Here is a 20,281-nt window from a genome sequence, read left to right as displayed (position 1 = left end):
AACTTCCCGGTCCCGGGCCTGACGGGGCGTTCGGGCGGACGTACGGTGACCCCACCATCCGGCTCTGGAGCGGCGGGGGACCACCGGTGGAGTGGCTGAGCATCGAGAACGTCGTCGCCGTGGGCACATCCGCCCTCGGCATCCTCGCGTCCCTCGGGATGCTGCTGTACGACCGCCGGGTGCCGCGCCGCAAGCTGATCGGCTACCGCGTGCAGATGGACAGCCCCATAGGCGACGGCGCGTCCTCCGATCCCAACCCGCGCCTCGGCGAGTTCGACGTCCCGAACATGGCCGACGCGTCGCTCGTCCTGCTGCGCATCGAGAACGACGGGGCGCAGAGCATCGCGGGCGGCGACTACACCGCGTCCGAAGTGCACGGTCTGACCGCCGAGTTCACCCGGCGCACGGTGCAGGCCGTGTCGGTCACCCAGCCGTCCGGAATCGAGCACCTCACCAGCCACTTCACGGACGTCAACGGGTTCGAGTACGAGCGCGGCAAGGTGTACATCCCGCGGGTGCCGCTCAATCCGGGCGACCACTTCAAACTGCTCGTACTGCTCTCCGGCGGTCCCGCGGAGGGCGAGGTCAAGCTGATCGGAGGCCTGCGGGACGGCCGGGTGCACCGCAACAGCGCTCCCCGGCCGGACGACAAACTGCGCACGTTCAGCCTCCCGGCGCGGCTGGTCAGCGTGGTGCTCACGCTCGCCGTGCTGGGCCTGGCCGGGATCATCCTGCTGCGCGACGGCAACCCGATCGAGTGCGAGCAGGGCGAGCTGACCGTGACCGGCTCCACCGCCTTCGAGCCCGTCGTCGAGACGCTGGCGAGGCAGTACGAGAACAAGTGCGAGGGCGCCGACATCTCCGTGCAGACCCGCGGCAGCGAGGACGGCGTCGCCGAACTCGCCGCCCTGGGCGGGCAGTCGCAGAACGCGGCCCGCTCCGTGATCGCGTTCTCGGACGGCCCGATGGGCGAGCGCTGGAGCCTGGAGGGCAAGCGGGTCGCGCTGTCCGTCTTCACCCTCGTCGTCCACCGGGGCGTCGAACTCGGCTCGCACGGACTGTCCCTGCGCGAGGTGCGGGACATCTACGCCGGCCGGTACCAGCGTTGGGGGGAGGTCGTCCCCGGGATGGCGGAGCTCGCCGACCTGCCCATCGTCCTGGTGAGCCGGGGGGACGAGTCGGGCACGCGGCAGATCTTCCAGGACCGGGTGCTCGAAGGGTGGGAGCGGGCGCCGAGCACCTCGCTGGACTGCGAGCCGGCCGAGCCCGCCGGCGGCACGGTGACCCGCTGCGAACTGGGCGGCACCTCGGCGGTGCTGGACAAGGTCGCGGAAACGCCCGGCGCCATCGGCTACAGCGAACTCACCCTCGCCGAGGCGCGCGGGAGCGACGTGCGCAGGGTGCCACTGGGCGGCGACCGGCCCGACGACCGGCAGATCGAGCTGGGCGGCAGCCGCTATCCGTACAAGGACGTCGAGTACGCCTATACCTACGGAACGCCCCGGCCGGGCTCCCTCGCCGCCAGTTTCCTCGCCTACCTCGACGAGTCCACCAGCCAGCACGTGATCCGGGACAAGGGGCATCTGCCCTGCCTGCGGGAGCCGGAGCTGTGCGTGTGACACGGCGCGGGCTGTGCGTGTGGCACAGCTGAGGTCACCGGTCAGGTGCGGGCGCGTCCGCCGGGAGCGGGCTCGACAGGGCGGCGCACGCCGCTCACCTCGGCTCCGGCGGGCGCTGGCGCGGCATGTTCGGCCGTGCCGCGCCCGGCTGGAGGGGCAGCCGCCCCGGCCCCACCACGTCCGGCCGCCCCCCGACGGCCATCGCCGACTGGATCCCCAGCGGAGCGGCCCCGGTACGGAACTCCACCATCCAGTCGGCCGTCTCCGCCCGCACCAGCTCCGTCACGTCCTCGGTGAACCGGCGCAGCACCGACAGGCACCGCTCGGCCGCCTCACCCGCCGTGCCCTCGGTCGGCCCCAGCACCTCCCGCACGCTCTCCGACGCCCAGTCGAACTGCAACGCCAGCAGCCTGCGCTGTACGGCCTGCGCGGTGGCGACGTCCCTCATCCACCCGGACGTCACCCCGAAGAACCGGTCCACGGCCAGGCACGACACCGCGATCAGCAGCGCCAGATATCCCCACGGCGCCGCCCCGTCCAGCACCCGGGTCAGGTCCAGCAACGGCAGCGCGGCCCCGGTCACCGCCCCCAGCGCCGTCCCGCACCGCAGCACCCGCGCCGCCCGCCGCCGCCACACCCGGTCGGCCAGATACCAGACCGCCGTCTCCAGCGCCCCGCGCTCCACCCAGCGGTACAGCTCGTCCAGCCGCTCCGCGGGTTCGGCCCAGTCACCGAGCGGAAACGCCCGCCCGGTCAGATCACCCGGCCGCAGTCCGGCCCCGCCCTCGCCACGCCCGTCCTGAGGCGGCCCTTCGGGCTGCATCTCCGGCTGACCCACCCGGCACTCCCTACCGATCACAGATGATCACGGTGCGTGACATGTCGTACGCCGCACGGCCACAAGTCGTACGTGACGCCCGATGCCGGCGCGCCGGCCCCCTTCCTACCCCCCAATGGGTGGCGAAGCCCCGGGTTTCGCCTCTTTTCCGCCCGGAAGTGGGTCTTGATCAGGTATAGGACATCCGGTCGTATCACTCGAAAGAGTGCCGGAGCGACGGCCGCGTGGAGCACGTAGGCTCGTGCTGAACGGGAAACCCCGTGCCGCAGAGCCCCGGAAGAGGAGCTGATCGTGATCCCCGGTGGTGGCCAGCCCAACATGCAGCAGCTGCTGCAGCAGGCCCAGAAGATGCAGCAGGACCTGGCGAACGCGCAGGAGGAACTCGCCCGGACTGAGGTCGACGGGCAGGCGGGCGGCGGCCTGGTCAAGGCCACCGTCACGGGCTCCGGCGAGCTGCGCGCGCTGCGGATCGACCCGAAGGCGGTGGACCCGGACGACACCGAGACCCTCGCCGATCTGATCGTCGCGGCCGTGCACGCGGCCAACGAGAACGCCCAGACCCTCCAGCAGCAGAAGCTCGGCCCGCTCGCCCAGGGCCTGGGCGGTGGCATCCCCGGCCTGCCCTTCTAAGACCGGCCGCGGGAAACTACCGTACGTACTGCACGACACTCAGGAAGGGCGGCAGTCCGTTGTACGAAGGCGTGGTCCAGGACCTCATCGACGAGTTGGGGCGGCTGCCCGGCGTCGGTCCCAAGAGCGCGCAGCGGATCGCCTTCCATGTGCTTCAGGCGGAACCCGCCGACGTGCGGCGGCTCGCGCACGCCCTCCTGGAGGTCAAAGCGAAGGTCCGCTTCTGCGCGACCTGCGGCAATGTCGCGCAGGAGGAGCTGTGCAACATCTGCCGCGACAGCCGCCGCGATCCGGCGGTCATCTGCGTGGTGGAGGAGCCCAAGGACGTCGTCGCCGTCGAGCGCACCCGCGAGTTCCGCGGCCGCTACCACGTGCTCGGTGGCGCGATCAGCCCCATCGAGGGCGTCGGCCCCGACGACCTGCGCATCAGGGAGCTGCTGGCCCGTCTCGCCGACGGTGTGGTCACCGAGCTGATCCTGGCCACGGACCCGAACCTCGAGGGCGAGGCGACGGCGACGTACCTCGCCCGGATGATCAAGCCCATGGGCCTCAAGGTCACCCGCCTGGCCAGCGGCCTCCCGGTGGGTGGCGACCTGGAATACGCGGACGAGGTGACTCTCGGCCGCGCCTTCGAGGGGAGACGACTCCTAGATGTCTGACGCCACGCTGCACTCCACGACGCAGGACCCGGACGATTTCGCGGTCCAGATCGCGGACCAGGTCGAGAGTTTCCTGGTCGCCGTCACGGAGGTCGCAAAGGGCGACGAGCCGGACTCGGCCGTCCCCTTCCTCCTCCTGGAGGTCTCCCAACTCCTGCTGGCCGGGGGTCGCTTGGGCGCGCACGAGGACATCGTCCCGGACGAGCGGTACGAGCCCGACCCCGGTCCCGAGCCGGATGTCGACGGACTGCGTGAGAACCTCGCCCGGCTCCTGGAGCCGATCGACGTCTACTCCGAGGTCTTCGACCCGTACGAGCCCCGCAAGGCCCCCGTCCCGGCCCGGATCTCCGACGACCTCGCGGACGTCATCACCGACCTGCGCCACGGCATGGCGCACTACCGGGCCGGCCGTACGACGGAGGCCCTGTGGTGGTGGCAGTTCTCCTACTTCTCGAACTGGGGGGCGACGGCCTCGGCGACGCTGCGCGCCCTGCAGTCCGTCGTCGCGCACGTCCGGCTCAACCAGCCGCTGGAGGAGCTGGACGGCCTGGACACCGACCAGGGCCTGGGTGACGACACCCTCGAGATCGAGGCCGGCAAGGTGATGCAGCAGGAGATCGCCCGGCCGCTGGGGCTGCGCCCCCGGTGACCGACCGGCGTGTCCCGAGCGACACCCCGGTGTTGCCGTTCCGCGCTGTGCGCCCCCTACCGTGACGTGCGCTTGATCATTCCGGCACGGACGACAACGGGGGGCGACCGGCGATGGAGCACGTACGCGGACGGGCCGCGAGGGCGACGGCGGCCGCGGCGGCGGTCGCCCTGACGGCACTGCTCACGGCCTGCGGTCCGAAGGAGGCCGACGCCGACACGGGCGCGCGGCCCGCCGGGGCGACGGACCCGGTCACCGCCTCGGTGTCGGCACGGGAGTCACGGCCGGGCACGGAGCCACCGGACGCGAGCCCGACCCGCTCGGCCCCAGCCCCCTCGCGGACACCCGCCTCGGCGCCTTCGTCGCCGACGAACGCTCCCGCGTCACCGGTCAAGCCGGTCACGCCCACCGTGATCAGCATGTTCGCCTCCACCGCGGGCGGCCGGATCGCTCTGGACCGGGGCGGCGCGGCCCAGGAGTTCACGGTCGACGTGCACAACGGCAACACGCGCGCGTACACCGGGCTGCGGGTGGTTCTCCAGATGGAGACGATGGCGCAGACCGCGGCCGCCCCGGCCGCCAACGGACTTGTCCTGGAGCGCCGGGACCCGGCCACCGGCGCCTGGCGGCGCGCCGAGCTGCGCGTGGCCAACGACATGTACCCCCACCACCTGTACCCGGACGGCACCCCGCTGGCCCGGGAGGCCTCCCGGGTCGAGCGCTACCGGCTGCGCGCCCTCGCCGACGGCCCGGCCGGCTCCCAGCCGCTCCTGGTCCAGCTCGTCGACACGAGCGCCCCCGAGGACGCCGGCACGGACCTGGCCGTACCCCGCACCGCCTCGCTCATGGTCACGGTGAACGCCGGGCGCGGCTGAGATCCGGGTCCTGTGCCCGATCGGCGTTCCGAGGTTCGAAAGCCGGTCCGCACCCGCCTCCCGGGTCGCATTTGTGATGCGGGGCACTTTTCCGAGTGCTGCCGGGTGAGCGCGGGCATGTGCTCCTGCGGAACGGGCGGCCGACATCTCACGATGCGATATCGCGAAGGTGGAATTCGGCCGCTCGATAGACTGAGCCGACCGCGGTGCATATGCGTATGTGTGGACCGTGGACATCACCACTGACTGAGCGAGGAGCGCACGTGGGCCTTGTCGTGCAGAAGTACGGAGGCTCCTCCGTAGCCGATGCCGAGGGCATCAAGCGCGTCGCCAAGCGGATCGTGGAAGCCAAGAAGAACGGTCACCAGGTGGTGGCCGTGGTTTCCGCGATGGGCGACACGACGGACGAGCTGATCGATCTCGCCGAGCAGGTTTCCCCGATTCCTGCCGGGCGCGAGCTCGACATGCTGCTGACCGCCGGAGAGCGGATCTCCATGGCCCTGCTGGCCATGGCGATCAAAAACCTGGGCCACCAGGCCCAGTCCTTCACCGGCAGCCAGGCAGGTGTCATCACCGACTCGGTCCACAACAAAGCCCGGATCATCGATGTCACACCGGGCCGGATCCGGGACTCGCTGGACGAGGGCAACATCGCCATCGTCGCCGGTTTCCAGGGCGTCAGCCAGGACACCAAGGACATCACCACCCTCGGACGCGGTGGCTCCGACACGACGGCCGTCGCGCTGGCCGCCGCCCTCGACGCCGAGGTCTGCGAGATCTACACCGACGTCGACGGCGTGTTCACCGCCGACCCGCGGGTGGTGAAGAAGGCCCGGAAGATCGACTGGATCTCCTTCGAGGACATGCTGGAGCTCGCTGCCTCGGGCTCCAAGGTGTTGCTCCACCGCTGTGTGGAGTACGCCCGCCGGTACAACATCCCGATCCACGTCCGCTCCTCGTTCAGCGGACTCCAGGGCACGTGGGTCAGCAGCGAGCCGATTCAGCAAGGGGACAAGCAGGTGGAGCAGGCCATCATCTCGGGTGTCGCACACGACACCTCCGAGGCCAAGATCACGGTCGTCGGCGTGCCGGACAAGCCCGGCGAGGCCGCCGCCATCTTCCGCACGATCGCCGATGCCGAGATCAACATCGACATGGTCGTGCAGAACGTGTCGGCCGCTTCCACGGGTCTGACCGACATCTCGTTCACCCTGCCGAAGACCGAGGGCCGCAAGGCCATCGACGCCCTGGAGAAGAACAAGGGCGGCATCGGCTTCGACTCACTGCGCTACGACGACCAGATCGGCAAGATCTCCCTGGTCGGCGCCGGCATGAAGACCAACCCGGGCGTCACCGCCTCGTTCTTCGAGGCGCTGAGCGACGCGGGCGTGAACATCGAGCTGATCTCCACCTCCGAGATCCGCATCTCGGTCGTCACCCGCGCCGACGACGTCAACGAGGCGGTCCGCGCCGTGCACACCGCCTTCGGCCTGGACTCGGACACCGACGAGGCCGTCGTCTACGGCGGCACCGGACGGTGACGGTGACCGCCCGCCCGCACGGAGGCGTACGACGATGACCGCCCGACCGACGCTCGCGGTCGTGGGAGCGACCGGAGCCGTCGGCACGGTGATGCTCCAGATCCTGTCCCAGCACGCGGACATCTGGGGCGAGATCCGCCTGATCGCCTCGCCGCGCTCGGCCGGCCGCAAGCTGACCGTGCGCGGTGAGGAGGTCGAGGTGGCCGCCCTCACCGAGGAGGCGTTCGACGGGGTCGACGTCGCCATGTTCGACGTACCGGACGAGGTGGCCGCGCGGTGGGCGCCGATCGCCGCCGCCAAGGGCGCGGTGGTCGTCGACAACTCCGGTGCCTTCCGGATGGACCCGGACGTGCCGCTGGTCGTGCCGGAGGTCAACCCGCACGCCGTCCGGGCACGCCCCCGCGGGATCATCGCCAATCCCAACTGCACCACCCTGTCCATGATCGTCGCCCTGGGCGCGCTGCACGCCGAGTTCGGGTTGCGTGAACTGGTCGTCTCCTCGTACCAGGCGGTGAGCGGGGCCGGGCGGGCCGGGGTGGAGACCCTGCGCCGGCAGCTGTCCCTGGTCGCCGGTACGGAGCTGGGGACGCACCCCGGTGACGTGCGGCGCGCCGTGGGGGACGACACCGGGCCGTTCCCGGAGCCGGTCGCGCTGAACGTGGTGCCGTGGGCCGGATCCGTGCGCGAGGACGGCTGGTCGTCCGAGGAGATGAAGGTGCGGGACGAGTCCCGCAAGATCCTCGGGCTGCCGCGGCTGCCGGTCGCGGTGACCTGTGTCCGGGTGCCGGTGGTGACCGCGCACTCGTTGACGGTGCACGCCCGCTTCGAGGACGAGGTGACCGTGGCCGGGGCGCGGGAGATTCTCGCGACGGCGCCCGGTGTGGTCCTCTGCGACGATCCGGCCGCGGGGGAGTTCCCCACCCCCGCCGACGTGGTGGGCACCGATCCGACCTGGGTGGGGCGTCTGCGCCGGGCCCTGGACGACCCCACGGCGCTCGAGATGTTCGTCTGCGGCGACAACCTGCGCAAGGGGGCGGCGCTCAATACCGCACAGATCGCCGAGCTCGTCGCGGCGGAGATGTCGTGACGATAAAGAAACGCGACGCCGGGCGGAAGTGTTTGTAGGATCCATGGAAGCTGTGGAAGTCGAGTGAGACGGACAAGTGGTCCGGACCACTTGTCCGTGCCCTTCCGGCGTTCGAAGATTTCCTCCCCGTCCTCCGCAACTGCGTGCAGGGCGGGGAGCGTCTATGCGGTCGCCCTTCCGGGCGTGGAGACGCGTGATCCAGGCGTGGGGACGCCGCATGACGGTGCGTGGGGACGCCCGTTGTTTTGATCTAGGGGAAGAGCGGGACGCATGAGGGCATATGGGGCACAACCGGTCGTGCTGCCTGACGCGAGAGCGAAAGTGACGCCCGGCACGTACAACCCTGCCGGGGGCAGACGTGTCCAACTGGCGTGGCAGAGGTACTCGACTTTCCTGCGACGGCCCGCGGTACGGCCCTTCGGCCGCCCCGGCGACCCGTCCGCACCCGCATGCCCGGGGCGCCCGGCGGCATGCCGGTGATCGCCCCCATGCCCGCAGCGCGGCCCGCCCGCATTCCGAACCAGCGCGACGGCGCCGAGGCCCTCGACACGGCGGCAGCCGGCACCACCGTCGACCACCTCACCGAGACCTACCGCACGCACTACCGGTCTCTGCTGGGTCTCGCCGCCCTCCTCCTCGACGACACCGCCTCCTGCGAGGACGTGGTGCAGGAGGCCTTCATCCGCGTCCACTCGGCCCGCAAACGGGTCCGCGACCCGGAGAAGACCCTCGCGTACCTGCGCCAGACCGTGGTGAACCTCTCGCGTTCGGCGCTGCGCCGCCGCATCCTCGGCCTCAAGCTGCTGTCGAAGCCCATGCCCGACATGGCCAGCGCCGAGGAAGGCGCGTACGACCAGCTGGAGCGCGACTCCCTGATCAAGGCGATGAAGGGCCTCCAGCGCCGGCAGCGCGAGGTGCTGGTGCTGCGCTACTTCGCGGACATGACCGAGGCCCAGGTCGCCGAGACGCTCGGGATATCGCTGGGCTCGGTGAAGGCCTACGGCTCGCGCGGCATCGCGGCCCTCCGGATCGCCATGGAGGCGCCCGCATGACCGGCGACAACGGGTGGCGGGCCCACCGAGGGCCGCTCGAACCCGAGGAACGCGAGCCTACGGCCGACCGGACGGGGCACCCGTCCGGCGAGGCCCCGCCCGACACACCGCGTGAGCCGACCGAGGCACATCAGCAAGAGCCGAAGCAACCGCACGCTGGGAACCGAACTGTGAACCACGGCCCCGACGACCAGGGCCCCGACCGGCTCGACTCGGACGAGCTGGCACTGCGCCGGCTGCTGCACCACGCGGTGGAGGACATCGAGCCGCGCGACGGCACGCTGGACCATCTGCGGCAGGCGGTGCCCGCCCGGCGGGCGCGCAAGCGGCAGGCCGCCGTCGGCATGGCGGCGGCGGCGCTGTTCGTGTGCACGGCCGTCCCGGCCCTGGTGCACGTCTCCAACTCCACCGGCCCGAATGCCAACCCGTCCATCGCCGGCCTCGGCTCGCAGGCACAGGGCGGCGTCGGCGCCGGCAAGAGCCCCGACGGCGCCGACAACGGCTCGGTGTCCACGGGCCAGGCCCACAACAGCGGCGGCAACGAGGACCCGGCCGAGGGCGAGAAGGGCCCCGGCCGCGGTTCCGAGACCGGCGCGGGCTCCGACAACCCCGACGCCTACCCGTCGGCGAGCAGCGTGGAAGGCGCCCCGGTGTGCACGGCCGACCAGCTCGGCTCGGCCACCGCGACGGCCGACGTCCCCGACGCGGGCGGCACGGTCTACGGCACCTTCCGGATCATGAACGTCTCCGCCGCGGACTGCACCGTCGGCGGCGCCGGCACGGTCGGCCCCACCGCCCAGGGCGCGGCCGACCCCAGCAAGATCACGGTGGTGGCCCACACCGCGGGCGACGCGGCCGCCGGGCTGCCCGACCCGTCCGTCGAGGTCCCGCAGCTGGTGCTCCGGCCGGGCTCCGCGTACGAGGTGAAGTTCGCCTGGGTGCCCTCGGAGACCTGTCCGGTCGAGGGCGGCGGCCCCGGTGGCGAACCGGGCGACCCGTCACCGGACCCCTCGCCCTCCGGCGACCCCGGCACCACGACCGCGGGCAGCTCCACCGGCAGCGACACCGGCATGTCCAGCCAGCTGCTCACCGAGGACGGCACGGCCGACGGCAGCGTGGCCGTCGCCTACACGGCGGAGGCGGGAGCCCCCACGGTGTCCGTGACGGTGGCCAACGCCTGCGCGGGCACGGTCTACCGGACCGGGGTGCTGTCCGCCCCGTAGACCCCCGGCCGCGGTGTCAGACGCCGGTCGGGCTGGGGGTGCGCTCGTCCTCCGTGACCAGACCCAGCTCCGCGTCGCGCAGGAACTCGACCTCGCGGCGGAAGAGCCGGAACCACATGAAGACGACGAAGCCGGCGAAGACGAACCACTCGCCGGTGTAGCCGAGGTTCTGGAACGCCCTGAGGTCGAGGCCGGTGTCCGGCGCCGCCATCACCGGCACGGCCGTCATTCCGGAGTCGCCCCGGTTGAGGGTGACCCACGCGTCGTGCACCTCGTACGGCACGAGGTTGACCAGTGTGGCCGCGCTGATCGCGGCGGTCTGGCCGGACGGCAGGCCGCCGCGCGCGGTGACGCCGTTCTCGCCCGGGTTCTCGGAGGCCTGGAGCGCCCCGGTGACCGTGACCTCGCCGGCGGGCGGGGCCGGGGCCCGCGCCGGATCGGCGTCGCCGGGCAGCCAGCCCCGGACCACGGGGAGGGCCTTCTCGCCGGTGCGCAGCAAGGTCAGCACGTAGTAGCCGCGCTTGCCGTCCAGCTCACGGTTCGGGACGAGCAGCTGCTCGCCGTACGTACCGGTCGCGGTGGTCTGGTCGCCGGAGGTCTCCTTGTCCACGGGCAGCAGGTCGGCCAGTGGACGGGCGGCCCGGTCCTGGTCGGACGTGACCTGCTCCTGCGCGCCGCGGTGGTCCTCGATGCGCGACTCGAACCGGCTCAGCTGCCAGGACCCCATGAAGATGCAGAAGGGGATGGCGAGCAGTACGAAGACGTTGATCCCCCACCAACGGGGCGTCAGGAGAAACCGGTACACGCCTCAACGGTACGGGGCTGCCCCGCGGAGCCCGGCCGCGGGGTGGTGGTGCCGGGTGCGTGCTGCGGCAATGGGCGGCGGTGTCGGGGTGCGGGGCGCGGCTGTGGGGCGGCGGTGTCAGGGTGCGGGGGGCGGCTCCGGGGTGGCCGGGTGCGGCCCGGGGCGGTCCCCGATCCGTGATCGCCGGAAGTTTTCCACAGGCTGTGGGGGCCTCGGCAGCGCGTTGTCGCCCGGGCCAGGCACTATGGGGCCATGACTGAGAGCAACGGGTCCGCCGCGCGAGGCCAGCGGAATCAGCGCGAGAACATGCCGGACTGGGAGAGGCGCTTCCGGGCACCGCGGGTGTCACTGCCCGACTGGGCGGAGGACGCGCCGGACCGTGCCCTGTTCGTGTCGAACGCGACCGGGACGTACGAGCTGTACGCCTGGGACCGGTCGACGGACGAGCAGCGCCAGGTCACGGACCGGCCCAACGGCACGACGGACGGAGTGCTCTCCCCGGACGGCGCCTGGATCTGGTGGTTCGACGACAAGGACGGCGACGAGTTCGGCGTGTGGCGCCGCCAGCCCTTCACCGGCGGCGAGGACGAGCCGGCGGTGCCCGGCCTCGATCCGTCGTACCCGGCGGGCCTCGCCCTGGGCCGGGACGGGCGCACCGCGGTGGTGGGCCGCTCCACGGACGAGGACGGCACCACGATCCACGTGGCGCGCGCCGGCGAGGCCCCGGTGGAGATCTACCGGCACCGCGAGTCGGCCGGCGTCGGCGACCTCTCCCACGACGGTTCGCTGATCGCCGTGGAGCACACCGAGCACGGCGACGCGATGCACTCGGCGCTGCGCGTGGTGCGCCCCGACGGCACGCCGGTCGCCGATCTCGACGACACCAAGGGCGGCACCGTCGAGCTGGGCCTGGAGGTGCTGGGTTTCGCCCCGGTCGAGGGCGACACCCGGCTGCTCATCGGCCACCAGAGGCGCGGGCGCTGGGAGCCGCTGGTGTGGGACGTGGCCACCGGCGAGGAGACGGACCTGGCGCTGGAACTGCCGGGCGACGTCAGCGCCGAGTGGTACCCGGACGGCTCCGGCCTGCTGATCGGGCACAGCCACGAGGCCCGGGGCGAGCTCTTCCGCTTCGACCTCGGCACGCGTGAGCTGGTGAAGGTGCCCACCCCCCGCGGCACGGTCTCCGGTGCCACCGCCCGCCCGGACGGCAGCGTGGAGTACCTGTGGTCGTCGGCGGCGCAGCCGTCGTCGGTGCGCTCGACGACCGGCCGGGTGGTGCTGGACCCGCCCGGCATGAAGTCCCCGGGCTCGGTGCCCGTGGAGGACGTGTGGGTGGAGGGTCCCGGCGGCCGTATCCACGCCCTGGTGCAGAAGCCGGCCGGTGCGGTCGGTCCGCTGCCGACGGTGTTCGACATCCACGGCGGTCCGACCTGGCACGACAGCGACTCGTTCGCGGCGGGCCCGGCGGCCTGGGTGGACCACGGCTACGCGGTGGTGCGGGTCAACTACCGCGGCTCCACGGGCTACGGCCGGGCCTGGACGGACGCGCTGAAGCACCGGGTCGGCCTGATCGAGCTGGAGGACATCGCGGCGGTCCGGGAGTGGGCGATCTCCTCCGGTCTCGCGGACCCGGACCGGCTGATCCTGACCGGCGGCTCCTGGGGCGGGTACCTCACCCTCCTCGGCCTCGGCACCCAGCCGGACGCCTGGACCATGGGCATCGCGGCGGTCCCGGTGGCCGACTACGTCACCGCGTACCACGACGAGATGGAGGCGCTGAAGGCGATGGACCGGACGCTGCTGGGCGGCACCCCGGAGGAGGTCCCCGAGCGCTTCGAGGCGTCGTCCCCGCTGACCTACGTCGACCAGGTCAAGGCCCCGGTCTACATCTCCGCGGGCGTGAACGACCCGCGCTGCCCCATCCGCCAGATCGAGAACTTCGTCAAGCGCCTGGAGACGAACGGCGCGGTCCACGAGGTCTACCGCTACGACGCGGGGCACGGCTCCCTGGTGGTCGACGAGCGCATCAAGCAGGTGCGGCTGGAGCTCGACTTCGCGGACAGACACCTCAAGACCGCGCGGGACTGACCTCCGCGCCGCCGTCACCACGGGTGGCGGCGGCCGGGGCCGAGGGCAGGCGCACCACGGCGACGCCGCCGTCCAGATCCACCCGGGTCCGGTGCGGCGGCGCGCCGTCCTCCTCGTCGTCCCGCATCAGCAGCGCGGACCGGCGCTCCTTGAGTTCGTGCTGCTTGCCCGGCGAGATCGCGCCGTGCAACTGCTCGAACCCGGTGGCGGACACCTGCCCGACCCGGGCGGAATTGCGCCACGGCAGCCACCCGGCCCGGCCGGCGCGCAGCAGGGCCTGGTCGACGAAGGCGACGACGGTCAGCAGGATGACCAGGCCGGGGAGAGTGACGAAGACGGCGAACTGCATGCCGCCAGTGTCCCCCGGAACGCCCCGGCAGGACCCCGCTCCGCGCACACCACCGCCCCCGCCGCTCGGGTCACGAGGTCGCCCGGGCGCGCGGGCGCCTGCCGAGGAGCTCCGCGAGACCTCGTCGCGTCGCGGCCAGCACCACGCGGTCCTCGGCGCGCAGGACGTAGGTCGGCGGCAGGTCCCACACGAGGCCGGAGGCGGGCGGGCCGCCGGCGGGGCCCGCGGAGGAGCCGTCCGCCGCCAGGTCGGGCCGGCGTTCCCCGGGCGCGGCCACGTCCAGGGCCAGCACCCGCCACGATCCCGCCCGGAACGCGTCGGCGATCGTCCGGCCCTCCAACTGCCGGATCCCGCGCACGTCGAGGGCGGCGAACAGCAGCACCCGCCGTTCGACCGGGATCGCCCCCAGCACCTGCCGGCCCATCATGGCGCCGGCGAAGGAGGGCGCCGCGAGGTGCGTGACACTGCGGCTGCGGGTGAGCGCACGCGGATGCGCGGCCCGCAGCGTGCGGTACACGGCGGCGGCGAAGTCGTCGTCGTACAGCCGGAGCACGACCCGCAGATCGGGCCGGACGGACCGGGCCGTCAGGGCGGCTTCCAGGTTCGTCGTGTCCACGCTGGTCAGCGCGAGCAGGGCATGCGCCCGATGGATCTTGGCGGCTTCCAGGACGCCCTCCTGGGTGACGTCCCCGAGCACCACCGGCACCCGTAACCGCCGGGCCGTGGCCATGCCCCGCGCCTCGGGGTCGGACTCGACGCACACCACCGGGATGTCCAGCTCCCGCAGCCGGTTCAGCACCCGGGTGCCGATCTTGCCGAGCCCGAGCAGCACGACGTGCCCGGCCAGTCCGCGCGGCGGCCTGCGCAGCGCGGAGGCGCTCCGGAACGTGCCGAGCGCTTCCAGGACGGCGGCCAGCAGCACCGGCAGCAGCAGCAACCCCACTCCGGCGGAGAGGAGTTGGAGCACCTGGCGGCCGGTCGCGGCGTCGGTGGCCGGGTCGTCGATGCCGAGGATGTCGAGCAGCGTCACATAGGTCGCGCGCAGCGGGTGGTCACCGGTGACCACCATCAGGGCGACGGCGAGCGCGATGACGGCGCCCACCAGTCCCGCGAGGGACCAGCGCAGCCGCCGGGAGAACAGCGAGGCGAACGGCGGCACGATCCCGACGCCGCGCCGCGTGGACTGCGTCGTGCCGCTGTACGCCACCTGCTCCAGTACGACCGTGCCGCGCCCGGTCGCCGCGGCGACCTCGTCCTCGTCCGGCAGCAGCCGCGGTCCGCGCTCCCCGCTGCCCTCCGACCCGTCCGCGCCCGCCGGATCGCTGCTGGTCGCCGACAGCAGCGCGAGGGTGCACAGCCCGGGGTCGGCGACCTGACCCGGCGTCGGGGGCGTCCGCTCCACCGCCCGCAGCAGCAGTCCGTCCGTCTGGACGACCTTGCTGGTCTCGGCGAGCGCGGTGGCCGCGAGGGCCGGTGCGGCGGTGTCGGCGTCGGACAGCACGGTCGTCGACGCGTCGTGGTCCGACGCCGAACCGCCGAGCGCCAACGCGGCGGCCTGGTCGAGGAGTTCCTCGATGTGCTGCCCCAACCGCCGGTTGTACAGTCGCAGGACGAGCCGCAGCCGCGGGTTGAGCCGGCGGGCGGTGAGGGCCGCGCGGATGTTGGTCTCGTCGTCGTCGTACACGAGGGCCAGCGCCGTCGCCCGCTCCACGCCCGCGTCGGCGAGCACCGCCTCGGTGGGTTCGGCGGCCTCCAGGACCCGTTCGCCGCCGCCCTCGCCGGCCGCGGCGCCGTTGCCGTTCCCGGCGGCACGGCCGGCCGCGCTCACCATCCGGTCGAGGAGCGCCGCCGACGCCGCGCGGGCGCGTCCGACGACCGGCTGCCGCACCCGGCGTCCGGCGTCCGGCACGACGAGCGTCACCTGCTCCTCGTACACACCTCGCAGTTCGGCCGCCAGCCGGTGCGCGAGGCCGTCGTCGCCGCACACCACCATGTGCGCGGTCGGGTCACCCGGCTGGCCTTGGTACGGAACGCTGCCCACGAGGGAAAAGACTGCCTCACCGGGACGGATGGTTCCAGCAACGGTCTGAACAGCCGTTCCCCGCAGGCCGTATGGAAGGGGACGCAGCCCGCGCGACAAAGGACCGGATCCGTGGCCGACACCGTCACCGAAGCAGCACCCCGGCCCGAGCGGCTGGCCGGGCCGCCGGACCCGGACGGCTGGCACGTGAGTTCCCCCCTGGTCCTCACCGTCACGCTGCTCGTGCTGCTGCTCGCCCAGGCGCCCATCCGCGGCGCGCTGTCCGCGCCCGTGATGCAGACCTGGACGACGGTGTTCGTCGCGGTGGTCGTGCAGGCCCTGCCGTTCCTGGTGCTCGGGGTGCTGCTGTCGGCGGCGGTCGCCGTGTTCGTGCCGCCGTCGGTCTTCGCCCGCGCGCTGCCGGCCCGGCCCGCGGCGGCCGTACCGGTGGCGGGGCTGGCGGGGGCGGTCGTCCCCGGCTGCGAGTGCGCCTCGGTGCCGGTGGCCGGGGCGCTGATGCGGCGCGGAGTCACCCCGGCCGCCGCGCTGACGTTCCTCCTCTCGGCGCCCGCCATCAATCCGATCGTGCTGATCGCGACGGCCGTCGCCTTTCCCGGGCAGCCCGAGATGGTGCTGGCCCGATTCGTCGCGAGCCTGGTCGTGGCGTGTGTGATGGGCTGGCTGTGGCACCGGCTCGGGCGCGCCGACTGGCTGCGCCCGCCGGCCCGTCCGTCGTACGAGGGGCAGGGCAGGGGCGCGGCCTTCTGGGGGTCGGTGCGGCACGACGTGCTGCACGCCGGCGGCTTCCTGGTGATCGGCGCGATGGCGGCGGCCACCCTCAAGGCGGTGGTCCCCGAGCAGTGGCTGCGTGCGGCTGCGGACCATCCGGTGGTGGCGGTGCTCGCGCTGGCCGTGCTCGCCGTGCTGCTGTCGATCTGCTCGGAGGCGGACGCGTTCGTGGCGGCGTCGCTGACCCAGTTCTCGCCGACGGCCCGGCTGGCGTTCCTGGTGGTCGGGCCGATGGTGGACCTGAAGCTGTTCGCGATGCAGGCCGGCACCTTCGGCCGCGGCTTCGCCCTGCGGTTCGCGCCGGCCACCTTCGCGGTCGCCGTCGCCGTGGCCGCGCTGACCGGGGCGGTACTGCTGTGAACCGGCACGCGCAGGCGGCGGTGCTGTTCCTGCTCGGCGCCAGTCTGCTGCACGCCGGCGCCACGGACCTGTCCCTGCGGTACGTCAAGCCGGGGCTGCGCCCGCTGCTGCTGCTCTCCGGCGTCGTACTGGTCGCCGCGGCGCTGGCGACGGTCTGGTACGAACGCCGGAATCCGCAGACGCCGCACCGGGAACACGGAGACCAGGAACTCCGGGACCAGGAACCCCGGGACCAGGAACTCCGGGACCAGGAACCGTCGCACCAGGAACCCTGGCGCCCTGAGGCGCCGCACCACGAACCCCGGGTCTCCTGGCTGCTGTTGCTGCCGGTGCTCGCCCTCGTCCTGATCGCGCCGCCGGCCCTCGGCTCGTACAGCGCGATGCGGACCGGTACGGCCCTCCAGCGGCCCCCGGCCCTCGCGCCGCTGCCCGCCGGGGATCCGGTCCGGGTCGGTGTGACCGACTACGCGGCACGCGCCGTGTACGAGGACGGCCGTTCGCTGCGCGACCGCCGGGTGCGGATCACGGGGTTCGTGGCGCTGGACCGCGCGGGCACCCCGTACCTGGTGCGCATGTCGCTCAACTGCTGTGCCGCCGACGGCCGGCCGGTGAAGATCGGCCTGACCGGTCGGGTCCCGCCGGTGCTGCGGCCGGACGCCTGGCTGGAGGTCACCGGCACCTACACCGCGCGGCGGGCGAAGGACCCCGTCAACAAAGGCCCGATCCCCTTCGTCCGCGTGGTGTCCGCGAGGCCGGTGCCGGAGCCCGCCGATCCCTACGACGAGAGCGGGACCGGCTGACCCGAGGACGCCCCGGCCCCGCCGCGAGACGTGCCGGGCGCACCGCGAGACGTGCCGGGCGCACCGCGCGCCACCCGGACCGTCCGGCCCGGCAGTATGGAAGGGCACCGGGCAACGGCACCGGTGTCCTTACGATGGACCGCCCGTGAAGTGCGCGGCAGCGGAAGGGAGACAGGGCGTGACGGATCACCGGCGTTCCCGGCGACGGGGTCAGGGCGAGTTGGAGGGGCAGGTCCTGGCGGCCCTGCGCGCGGCGGACGGACCGGTCACCGCGGGCTGGGTGCAGGAGCGCCTCGGCGGCGATCTCGCCTATACGACGGTGATCACCATCCTGACCCGGCTGCTGGCCAAAGGTGCGGTGACCCGGGAGCGTGCCGGGCGGTCGTTCGCCTGGACGCCCTCCTCGGACGAGGCGGGGCTGGCGGCCCGCAGGATGCGCAAGGTGCTGGACGGCGAGCAGGACCGGGAGGCGGTGCTCGCGAGCTTCGTCACCGCCCTGGAGCCCGAGGACGAACGGCTGCTGCGCGAACTGCTGGGCCGGGCGAAGGACGAAGGGGAAGACTGAGGCCTGATGGGGGTGTTCGTCTTTCTGCCGCTGGTGCTGCCGCTCACCGCGTGGCCGATCGCACGGCTGGCCGAGCAGCACCTGCATCCGCGTGTCGCCACCCGCCTGCTGACGTGCGTGGCCGGCGTGATGGCGCTGTGCAGCACGGTCTGCCTGGGCCTGCTGATGGTCGTCGGCACCGCGCAGCTGCCCGGCAACCCGCTGCCGGACGGCTGGTCGGACCCGGAGGTGCGGGAGGCCGTGCCGTACGACGAGGTGGCGGGCAAGGCGGCCATCCCCGCGCTGCTGGTGGTGGCCGCGGTGTGCGCACGCACCCTGTGGCGGCACGGCCGCGTGCGCCGCCGCGCCCACCGCGCGCTGGCCGGGCTGCCCGCCGCGCAGGTCGCGGTGCTGCCCGACGAGACCCCGTACGCGTACGCCCTGCCCGGCGGCGACCGCGACCGGATCGTGGCGACCACCGCACTGCTGCGGCGCCTCGACTCCGCCGAGCGGCGGGCCCTGTTCGCCCATGAACGCGCCCACCTGGCCGCCCGTCACCATCAGTTCCTGCTGGTCGCGCAGTTGGCGGCGCGCGCCAACCCCTTTCTGCGGCCGCTGCGCACGGCGGTGGCGTACACGACCGAGCGGTGGGCGGACGAGGAGGCGGCCCGGGTCGTCGGCGACCGGCGCACCGTGGCCCGCGCGATCGGCCGCGCCGCGCTGATCTCCCGGGCGGCGCCACTGCCGACCCTCGCGGGGTTCGCCTCGCCCGGTCCGGTGCCGCGCCGGGTGGCGGCGCTGCTGGGGCCCGCGCCCGCGCCGCGCAGCTGGCCGTCCGTGTTCACCGCGGTCGGCGTGGCGACCTGGACGGCGGCGGTGGGGACGGCCGTCTCCGCGATGTCGTCCGCCAACTCGGCGGTGTCGATGGTGCTGATCCTGTACGCCGCGACACCGCTGTGAGCCGGGCGGGGCCCGCCCCGCGGAACCGACGCGGGGCCGCCGCCCGGGTGTGGCCCGTCCCGCGCCACGGACGCCGGGCCGGTCCCCCGGGCGCGGCCCGCCCGCACGGTGTGCCGCGGCTACCCCTCGTCCTCCTCGCCCTCGAAGAAGTCGCCGACCTCGTCCACGATCTCCGCCGCGACCATCCCGCCGACGACGCCGACCGCGAGCCCGGCCGCGCCCGCCGCGACGGCGGTGCCGATCCCGGGGCCGGAGCCGTGGCCGTGACCGTGGTGGTCCTGGTGGCCGTCGTGCCCGAAGCCGTGGCCGCCGTGCGCGGCGCGCCGCTCGACGAGCTGCCGCAGCCGGCCGTCGACCTCCGCGCCCCAGTCCCGGGCGTCGTGGTGACCGACGGTGAAGCGGGTGAGCGCGTCGTGGCCCTGGGTGAACAGGCCCCCTCGCCTGTCCGCCTCCAGGACGACCTCCAGGCCGTCCGGCGAGGCGAGGAACGTCAGCTCGATCTCGTTGACCTGGTGCGCGTACTGCGGGGCCGGGGTGAGCTCGATCTCCTGGAAGAACGGCAGCCGCTGCCCCGTGCCGCCGATCCGGCCGTACTCCAGGTCGGCGGAACGGAAGCCGAAGCCGAGCCGGCCGAGGGCGTCCAGGATCTCCTCCTGGACCGGCAGCGGGCCGACGGTGAGCTGGTCGAGGTCGCCCTTGTCCTTCGCGCCGGCCACCGCCAGCTCGGTGCGCACGCCCAGGACGACGCCCAGCGGCTGGCCGTACAGCTCGGTGACCGGGGTCTCCCACGGCAGCGTCACGGCGAACCGCAGGCCGCGCTCCTCGCCGGCCGCGAGCCGGAAGCCGCCGCCGACGGTGAACCGGTCGAAGGCGACGAGGCCCTCGCTCTCCCCGCCGTCGTGCTCGGCCTCGACCCGGGCCACCAGCTCCAGGGTGATGTGCTCGACATCGAAGTCGGCGTCGCCGCCGCGCAGGCGGACCTCACCCGCCAGGCTCCCGCCCGGCAGGGCGGAACCCGGGTCGAGAACCGTGTCCACCGTGGGCCCGCCCACACCGAGCGAACCGAGCAGCCGTTTGAACACCATCGCGGCGTCCACTCCTTCACGTGCGTTCGTTTATCCGTGTCCGACGCGCGGAACAACCGGGAGAGTCCGGCCGTTCTCTACAAGCGAGTAGAAGCATAGGGTGGGCCGGACCCGTCGAGGGCGGCGTCCCGCTCCCCGCCGGGGGAAAGTCCGAAAACCGCCGCGAACTCGCGGCGGTCGAGGACTTGACCAGCGTGCTTTGCTTGCCCTTTACCATGGAATGCAGGGCGTGACATCCTCACGCCCGCCGTACCGACATCAAGAAGGAGCCACGGTCCCGCAATGGGTGAGCCTCCCAGTACCAGCCG

General features: G+C 73.1%; 20 protein-coding genes. 14 read left to right on the top strand and 6 right to left on the bottom strand.

Annotated features, from left to right (window positions below):
* Positions 1 to 86 precede the first annotated feature (86 nt).
* Entirely contained in the window at positions 87 to 1,619 is a 1,533-nt protein-coding gene (locus tag DN051_RS18810) for a substrate-binding domain-containing protein (RefSeq protein WP_112439123.1), read from the top strand.
* 94 nt (positions 1,620 to 1,713) lie between these two features.
* Here DN051_RS18810 and DN051_RS18805 read toward each other — a convergent pair whose 3' ends face one another.
* Entirely contained in the window at positions 1,714 to 2,457 is a 744-nt protein-coding gene (locus DN051_RS18805) for an SLATT domain-containing protein (protein ID WP_112439122.1), read from the bottom strand.
* Between the two features lie 291 nt (positions 2,458 to 2,748).
* Between DN051_RS18805 and DN051_RS18800 the strand changes: the two genes are divergently transcribed.
* From DN051_RS18800 to DN051_RS18790, 3 genes are read left to right on the top strand one after another with little or no spacing between them, the layout of a single operon-like run.
* On the top strand, positions 2,749 to 3,087 hold the full coding sequence (locus DN051_RS18800) for a YbaB/EbfC family nucleoid-associated protein (protein ID WP_079000304.1): 339 nt from the start codon (positions 2,749 to 2,751) through the stop codon (positions 3,085 to 3,087).
* Between the two features lie 59 nt (positions 3,088 to 3,146).
* Positions 3,147 to 3,746 (top strand): recombination mediator RecR, encoded by a 600-nt coding sequence (recR, locus tag DN051_RS18795; protein WP_053756563.1) that lies wholly within the window; start codon positions 3,147 to 3,149, stop codon positions 3,744 to 3,746.
* Positions 3,739 to 4,395, top strand: coding sequence for a DUF5063 domain-containing protein (locus DN051_RS18790; protein ID WP_053756562.1), 657 nt, complete (start codon positions 3,739 to 3,741; stop codon positions 4,393 to 4,395). The genes recR and DN051_RS18790 overlap by 8 nt, the downstream gene beginning before the upstream one ends.
* 76 nt (positions 4,396 to 4,471) lie before the next feature.
* Here DN051_RS18790 and DN051_RS18785 read toward each other — a convergent pair whose 3' ends face one another.
* Positions 4,472 to 4,816 (bottom strand): hypothetical protein, encoded by a 345-nt coding sequence (locus tag DN051_RS18785; RefSeq protein ID WP_112439121.1) that lies wholly within the window; start codon positions 4,814 to 4,816, stop codon positions 4,472 to 4,474.
* On the opposite strand from DN051_RS18785, the gene DN051_RS18780 reads away from it, so the two are divergent.
* The 5 genes from DN051_RS18780 (at position 4,815) to DN051_RS18760 (ending at position 10,173) form a co-directional block, all read left to right on the top strand.
* Entirely contained in the window at positions 4,815 to 5,270 is a 456-nt protein-coding gene (locus DN051_RS18780) for a hypothetical protein (RefSeq protein WP_112439120.1), read from the top strand. The two genes, DN051_RS18785 and DN051_RS18780, sit on opposite strands and share 2 nt — an antisense overlap.
* 263 nt (positions 5,271 to 5,533) lie before the next feature.
* The gene (locus tag DN051_RS18775) at positions 5,534 to 6,811 is read left to right on the top strand and encodes an aspartate kinase (RefSeq protein WP_053756559.1); all 1,278 of its coding nucleotides are present in this window, start codon (positions 5,534 to 5,536) and stop codon (positions 6,809 to 6,811) included.
* Positions 6,812 to 6,845: 34 nt separating this feature from the next.
* A complete protein-coding gene (locus DN051_RS18770; protein WP_053756558.1) occupies positions 6,846 to 7,898 on the top strand; it encodes an aspartate-semialdehyde dehydrogenase in 1,053 nt (350 codons plus the stop codon).
* A gap of 449 nt (positions 7,899 to 8,347) precedes the next feature.
* Positions 8,348 to 8,950, top strand: coding sequence for a SigE family RNA polymerase sigma factor (locus DN051_RS18765; RefSeq protein ID WP_079000303.1), 603 nt, complete (start codon positions 8,348 to 8,350; stop codon positions 8,948 to 8,950).
* 170 nt (positions 8,951 to 9,120) lie between these two features.
* Entirely contained in the window at positions 9,121 to 10,173 is a 1,053-nt protein-coding gene (locus tag DN051_RS18760; protein ID WP_053756557.1) for a hypothetical protein, read from the top strand.
* 16 nt (positions 10,174 to 10,189) lie between these two features.
* Here the strand turns inward: DN051_RS18760 and DN051_RS18755 are convergent, their stop codons facing one another.
* The gene (locus tag DN051_RS18755) at positions 10,190 to 10,978 is read right to left on the bottom strand and encodes an SURF1 family protein (protein ID WP_053756556.1); all 789 of its coding nucleotides are present in this window, start codon (positions 10,976 to 10,978) and stop codon (positions 10,190 to 10,192) included.
* A 252-nt stretch (positions 10,979 to 11,230) separates the two neighbouring features.
* Here DN051_RS18755 and DN051_RS18750 point away from each other — a divergent pair, with 252 nt between their 5' ends.
* Positions 11,231 to 13,066, top strand: coding sequence for a S9 family peptidase (locus tag DN051_RS18750; protein ID WP_053756555.1), 1,836 nt, complete (start codon positions 11,231 to 11,233; stop codon positions 13,064 to 13,066).
* Here the strand turns inward: DN051_RS18750 and DN051_RS18745 are convergent.
* Together DN051_RS18745 and DN051_RS18740 are read right to left on the bottom strand one after the other, a co-directional pair.
* Complete coding sequence (locus tag DN051_RS18745; RefSeq protein WP_112439119.1) at positions 13,047 to 13,415, bottom strand: DUF6191 domain-containing protein; 369 nt, start codon at positions 13,413 to 13,415, stop codon at positions 13,047 to 13,049. The two genes, DN051_RS18750 and DN051_RS18745, sit on opposite strands and share 20 nt — an antisense overlap.
* Positions 13,416 to 13,485: 70 nt before the next feature.
* The gene (locus DN051_RS18740) at positions 13,486 to 15,408 is read right to left on the bottom strand and encodes an NAD-binding protein (protein WP_053756672.1); all 1,923 of its coding nucleotides are present in this window, start codon (positions 15,406 to 15,408) and stop codon (positions 13,486 to 13,488) included.
* A 159-nt stretch (positions 15,409 to 15,567) separates the two neighbouring features.
* Here DN051_RS18740 and DN051_RS18735 point away from each other — a divergent pair, with 159 nt between their 5' ends.
* From DN051_RS18735 to DN051_RS18720, 4 genes are all read left to right on the top strand, one after another.
* The gene (locus DN051_RS18735) at positions 15,568 to 16,584 is read left to right on the top strand and encodes a permease (protein ID WP_425471779.1); all 1,017 of its coding nucleotides are present in this window, start codon (positions 15,568 to 15,570) and stop codon (positions 16,582 to 16,584) included.
* Entirely contained in the window at positions 16,581 to 17,384 is an 804-nt protein-coding gene (locus DN051_RS18730) for a TIGR03943 family putative permease subunit (RefSeq protein ID WP_112439118.1), read from the top strand. The genes DN051_RS18735 and DN051_RS18730 overlap by 4 nt, the downstream gene beginning before the upstream one ends.
* Before the next feature lie 178 nt (positions 17,385 to 17,562).
* Positions 17,563 to 17,949 carry a BlaI/MecI/CopY family transcriptional regulator gene (locus DN051_RS18725; RefSeq protein WP_053756552.1) on the top strand — a complete coding sequence of 129 codons (387 nt, stop codon included), beginning with the start codon at positions 17,563 to 17,565 and terminating at the stop codon, positions 17,947 to 17,949.
* Positions 17,950 to 17,955: 6 nt separating this feature from the next.
* The gene (locus DN051_RS18720; protein WP_053756551.1) at positions 17,956 to 18,888 is read left to right on the top strand and encodes a M56 family metallopeptidase; all 933 of its coding nucleotides are present in this window, start codon (positions 17,956 to 17,958) and stop codon (positions 18,886 to 18,888) included.
* Between the two features lie 119 nt (positions 18,889 to 19,007).
* On the opposite strand, the gene DN051_RS18715 is transcribed toward DN051_RS18720, so the two are convergent.
* Positions 19,008 to 19,973 (bottom strand): sporulation protein, encoded by a 966-nt coding sequence (locus tag DN051_RS18715; RefSeq protein ID WP_053756550.1) that lies wholly within the window; start codon positions 19,971 to 19,973, stop codon positions 19,008 to 19,010.
* Positions 19,974 to 20,281: the final 308 nt, after the last annotated feature.

The sequence above is a fragment of the Streptomyces cadmiisoli genome (assembly GCF_003261055.1).
GTDB classification, from domain to species: Bacteria; Actinomycetota; Actinomycetes; order Streptomycetales; family Streptomycetaceae; genus Streptomyces; species Streptomyces cadmiisoli.
The sequence above is the reverse complement of the archived record's forward strand: the minus strand, read 5'-3'. Positions and strand labels throughout refer to the sequence as shown.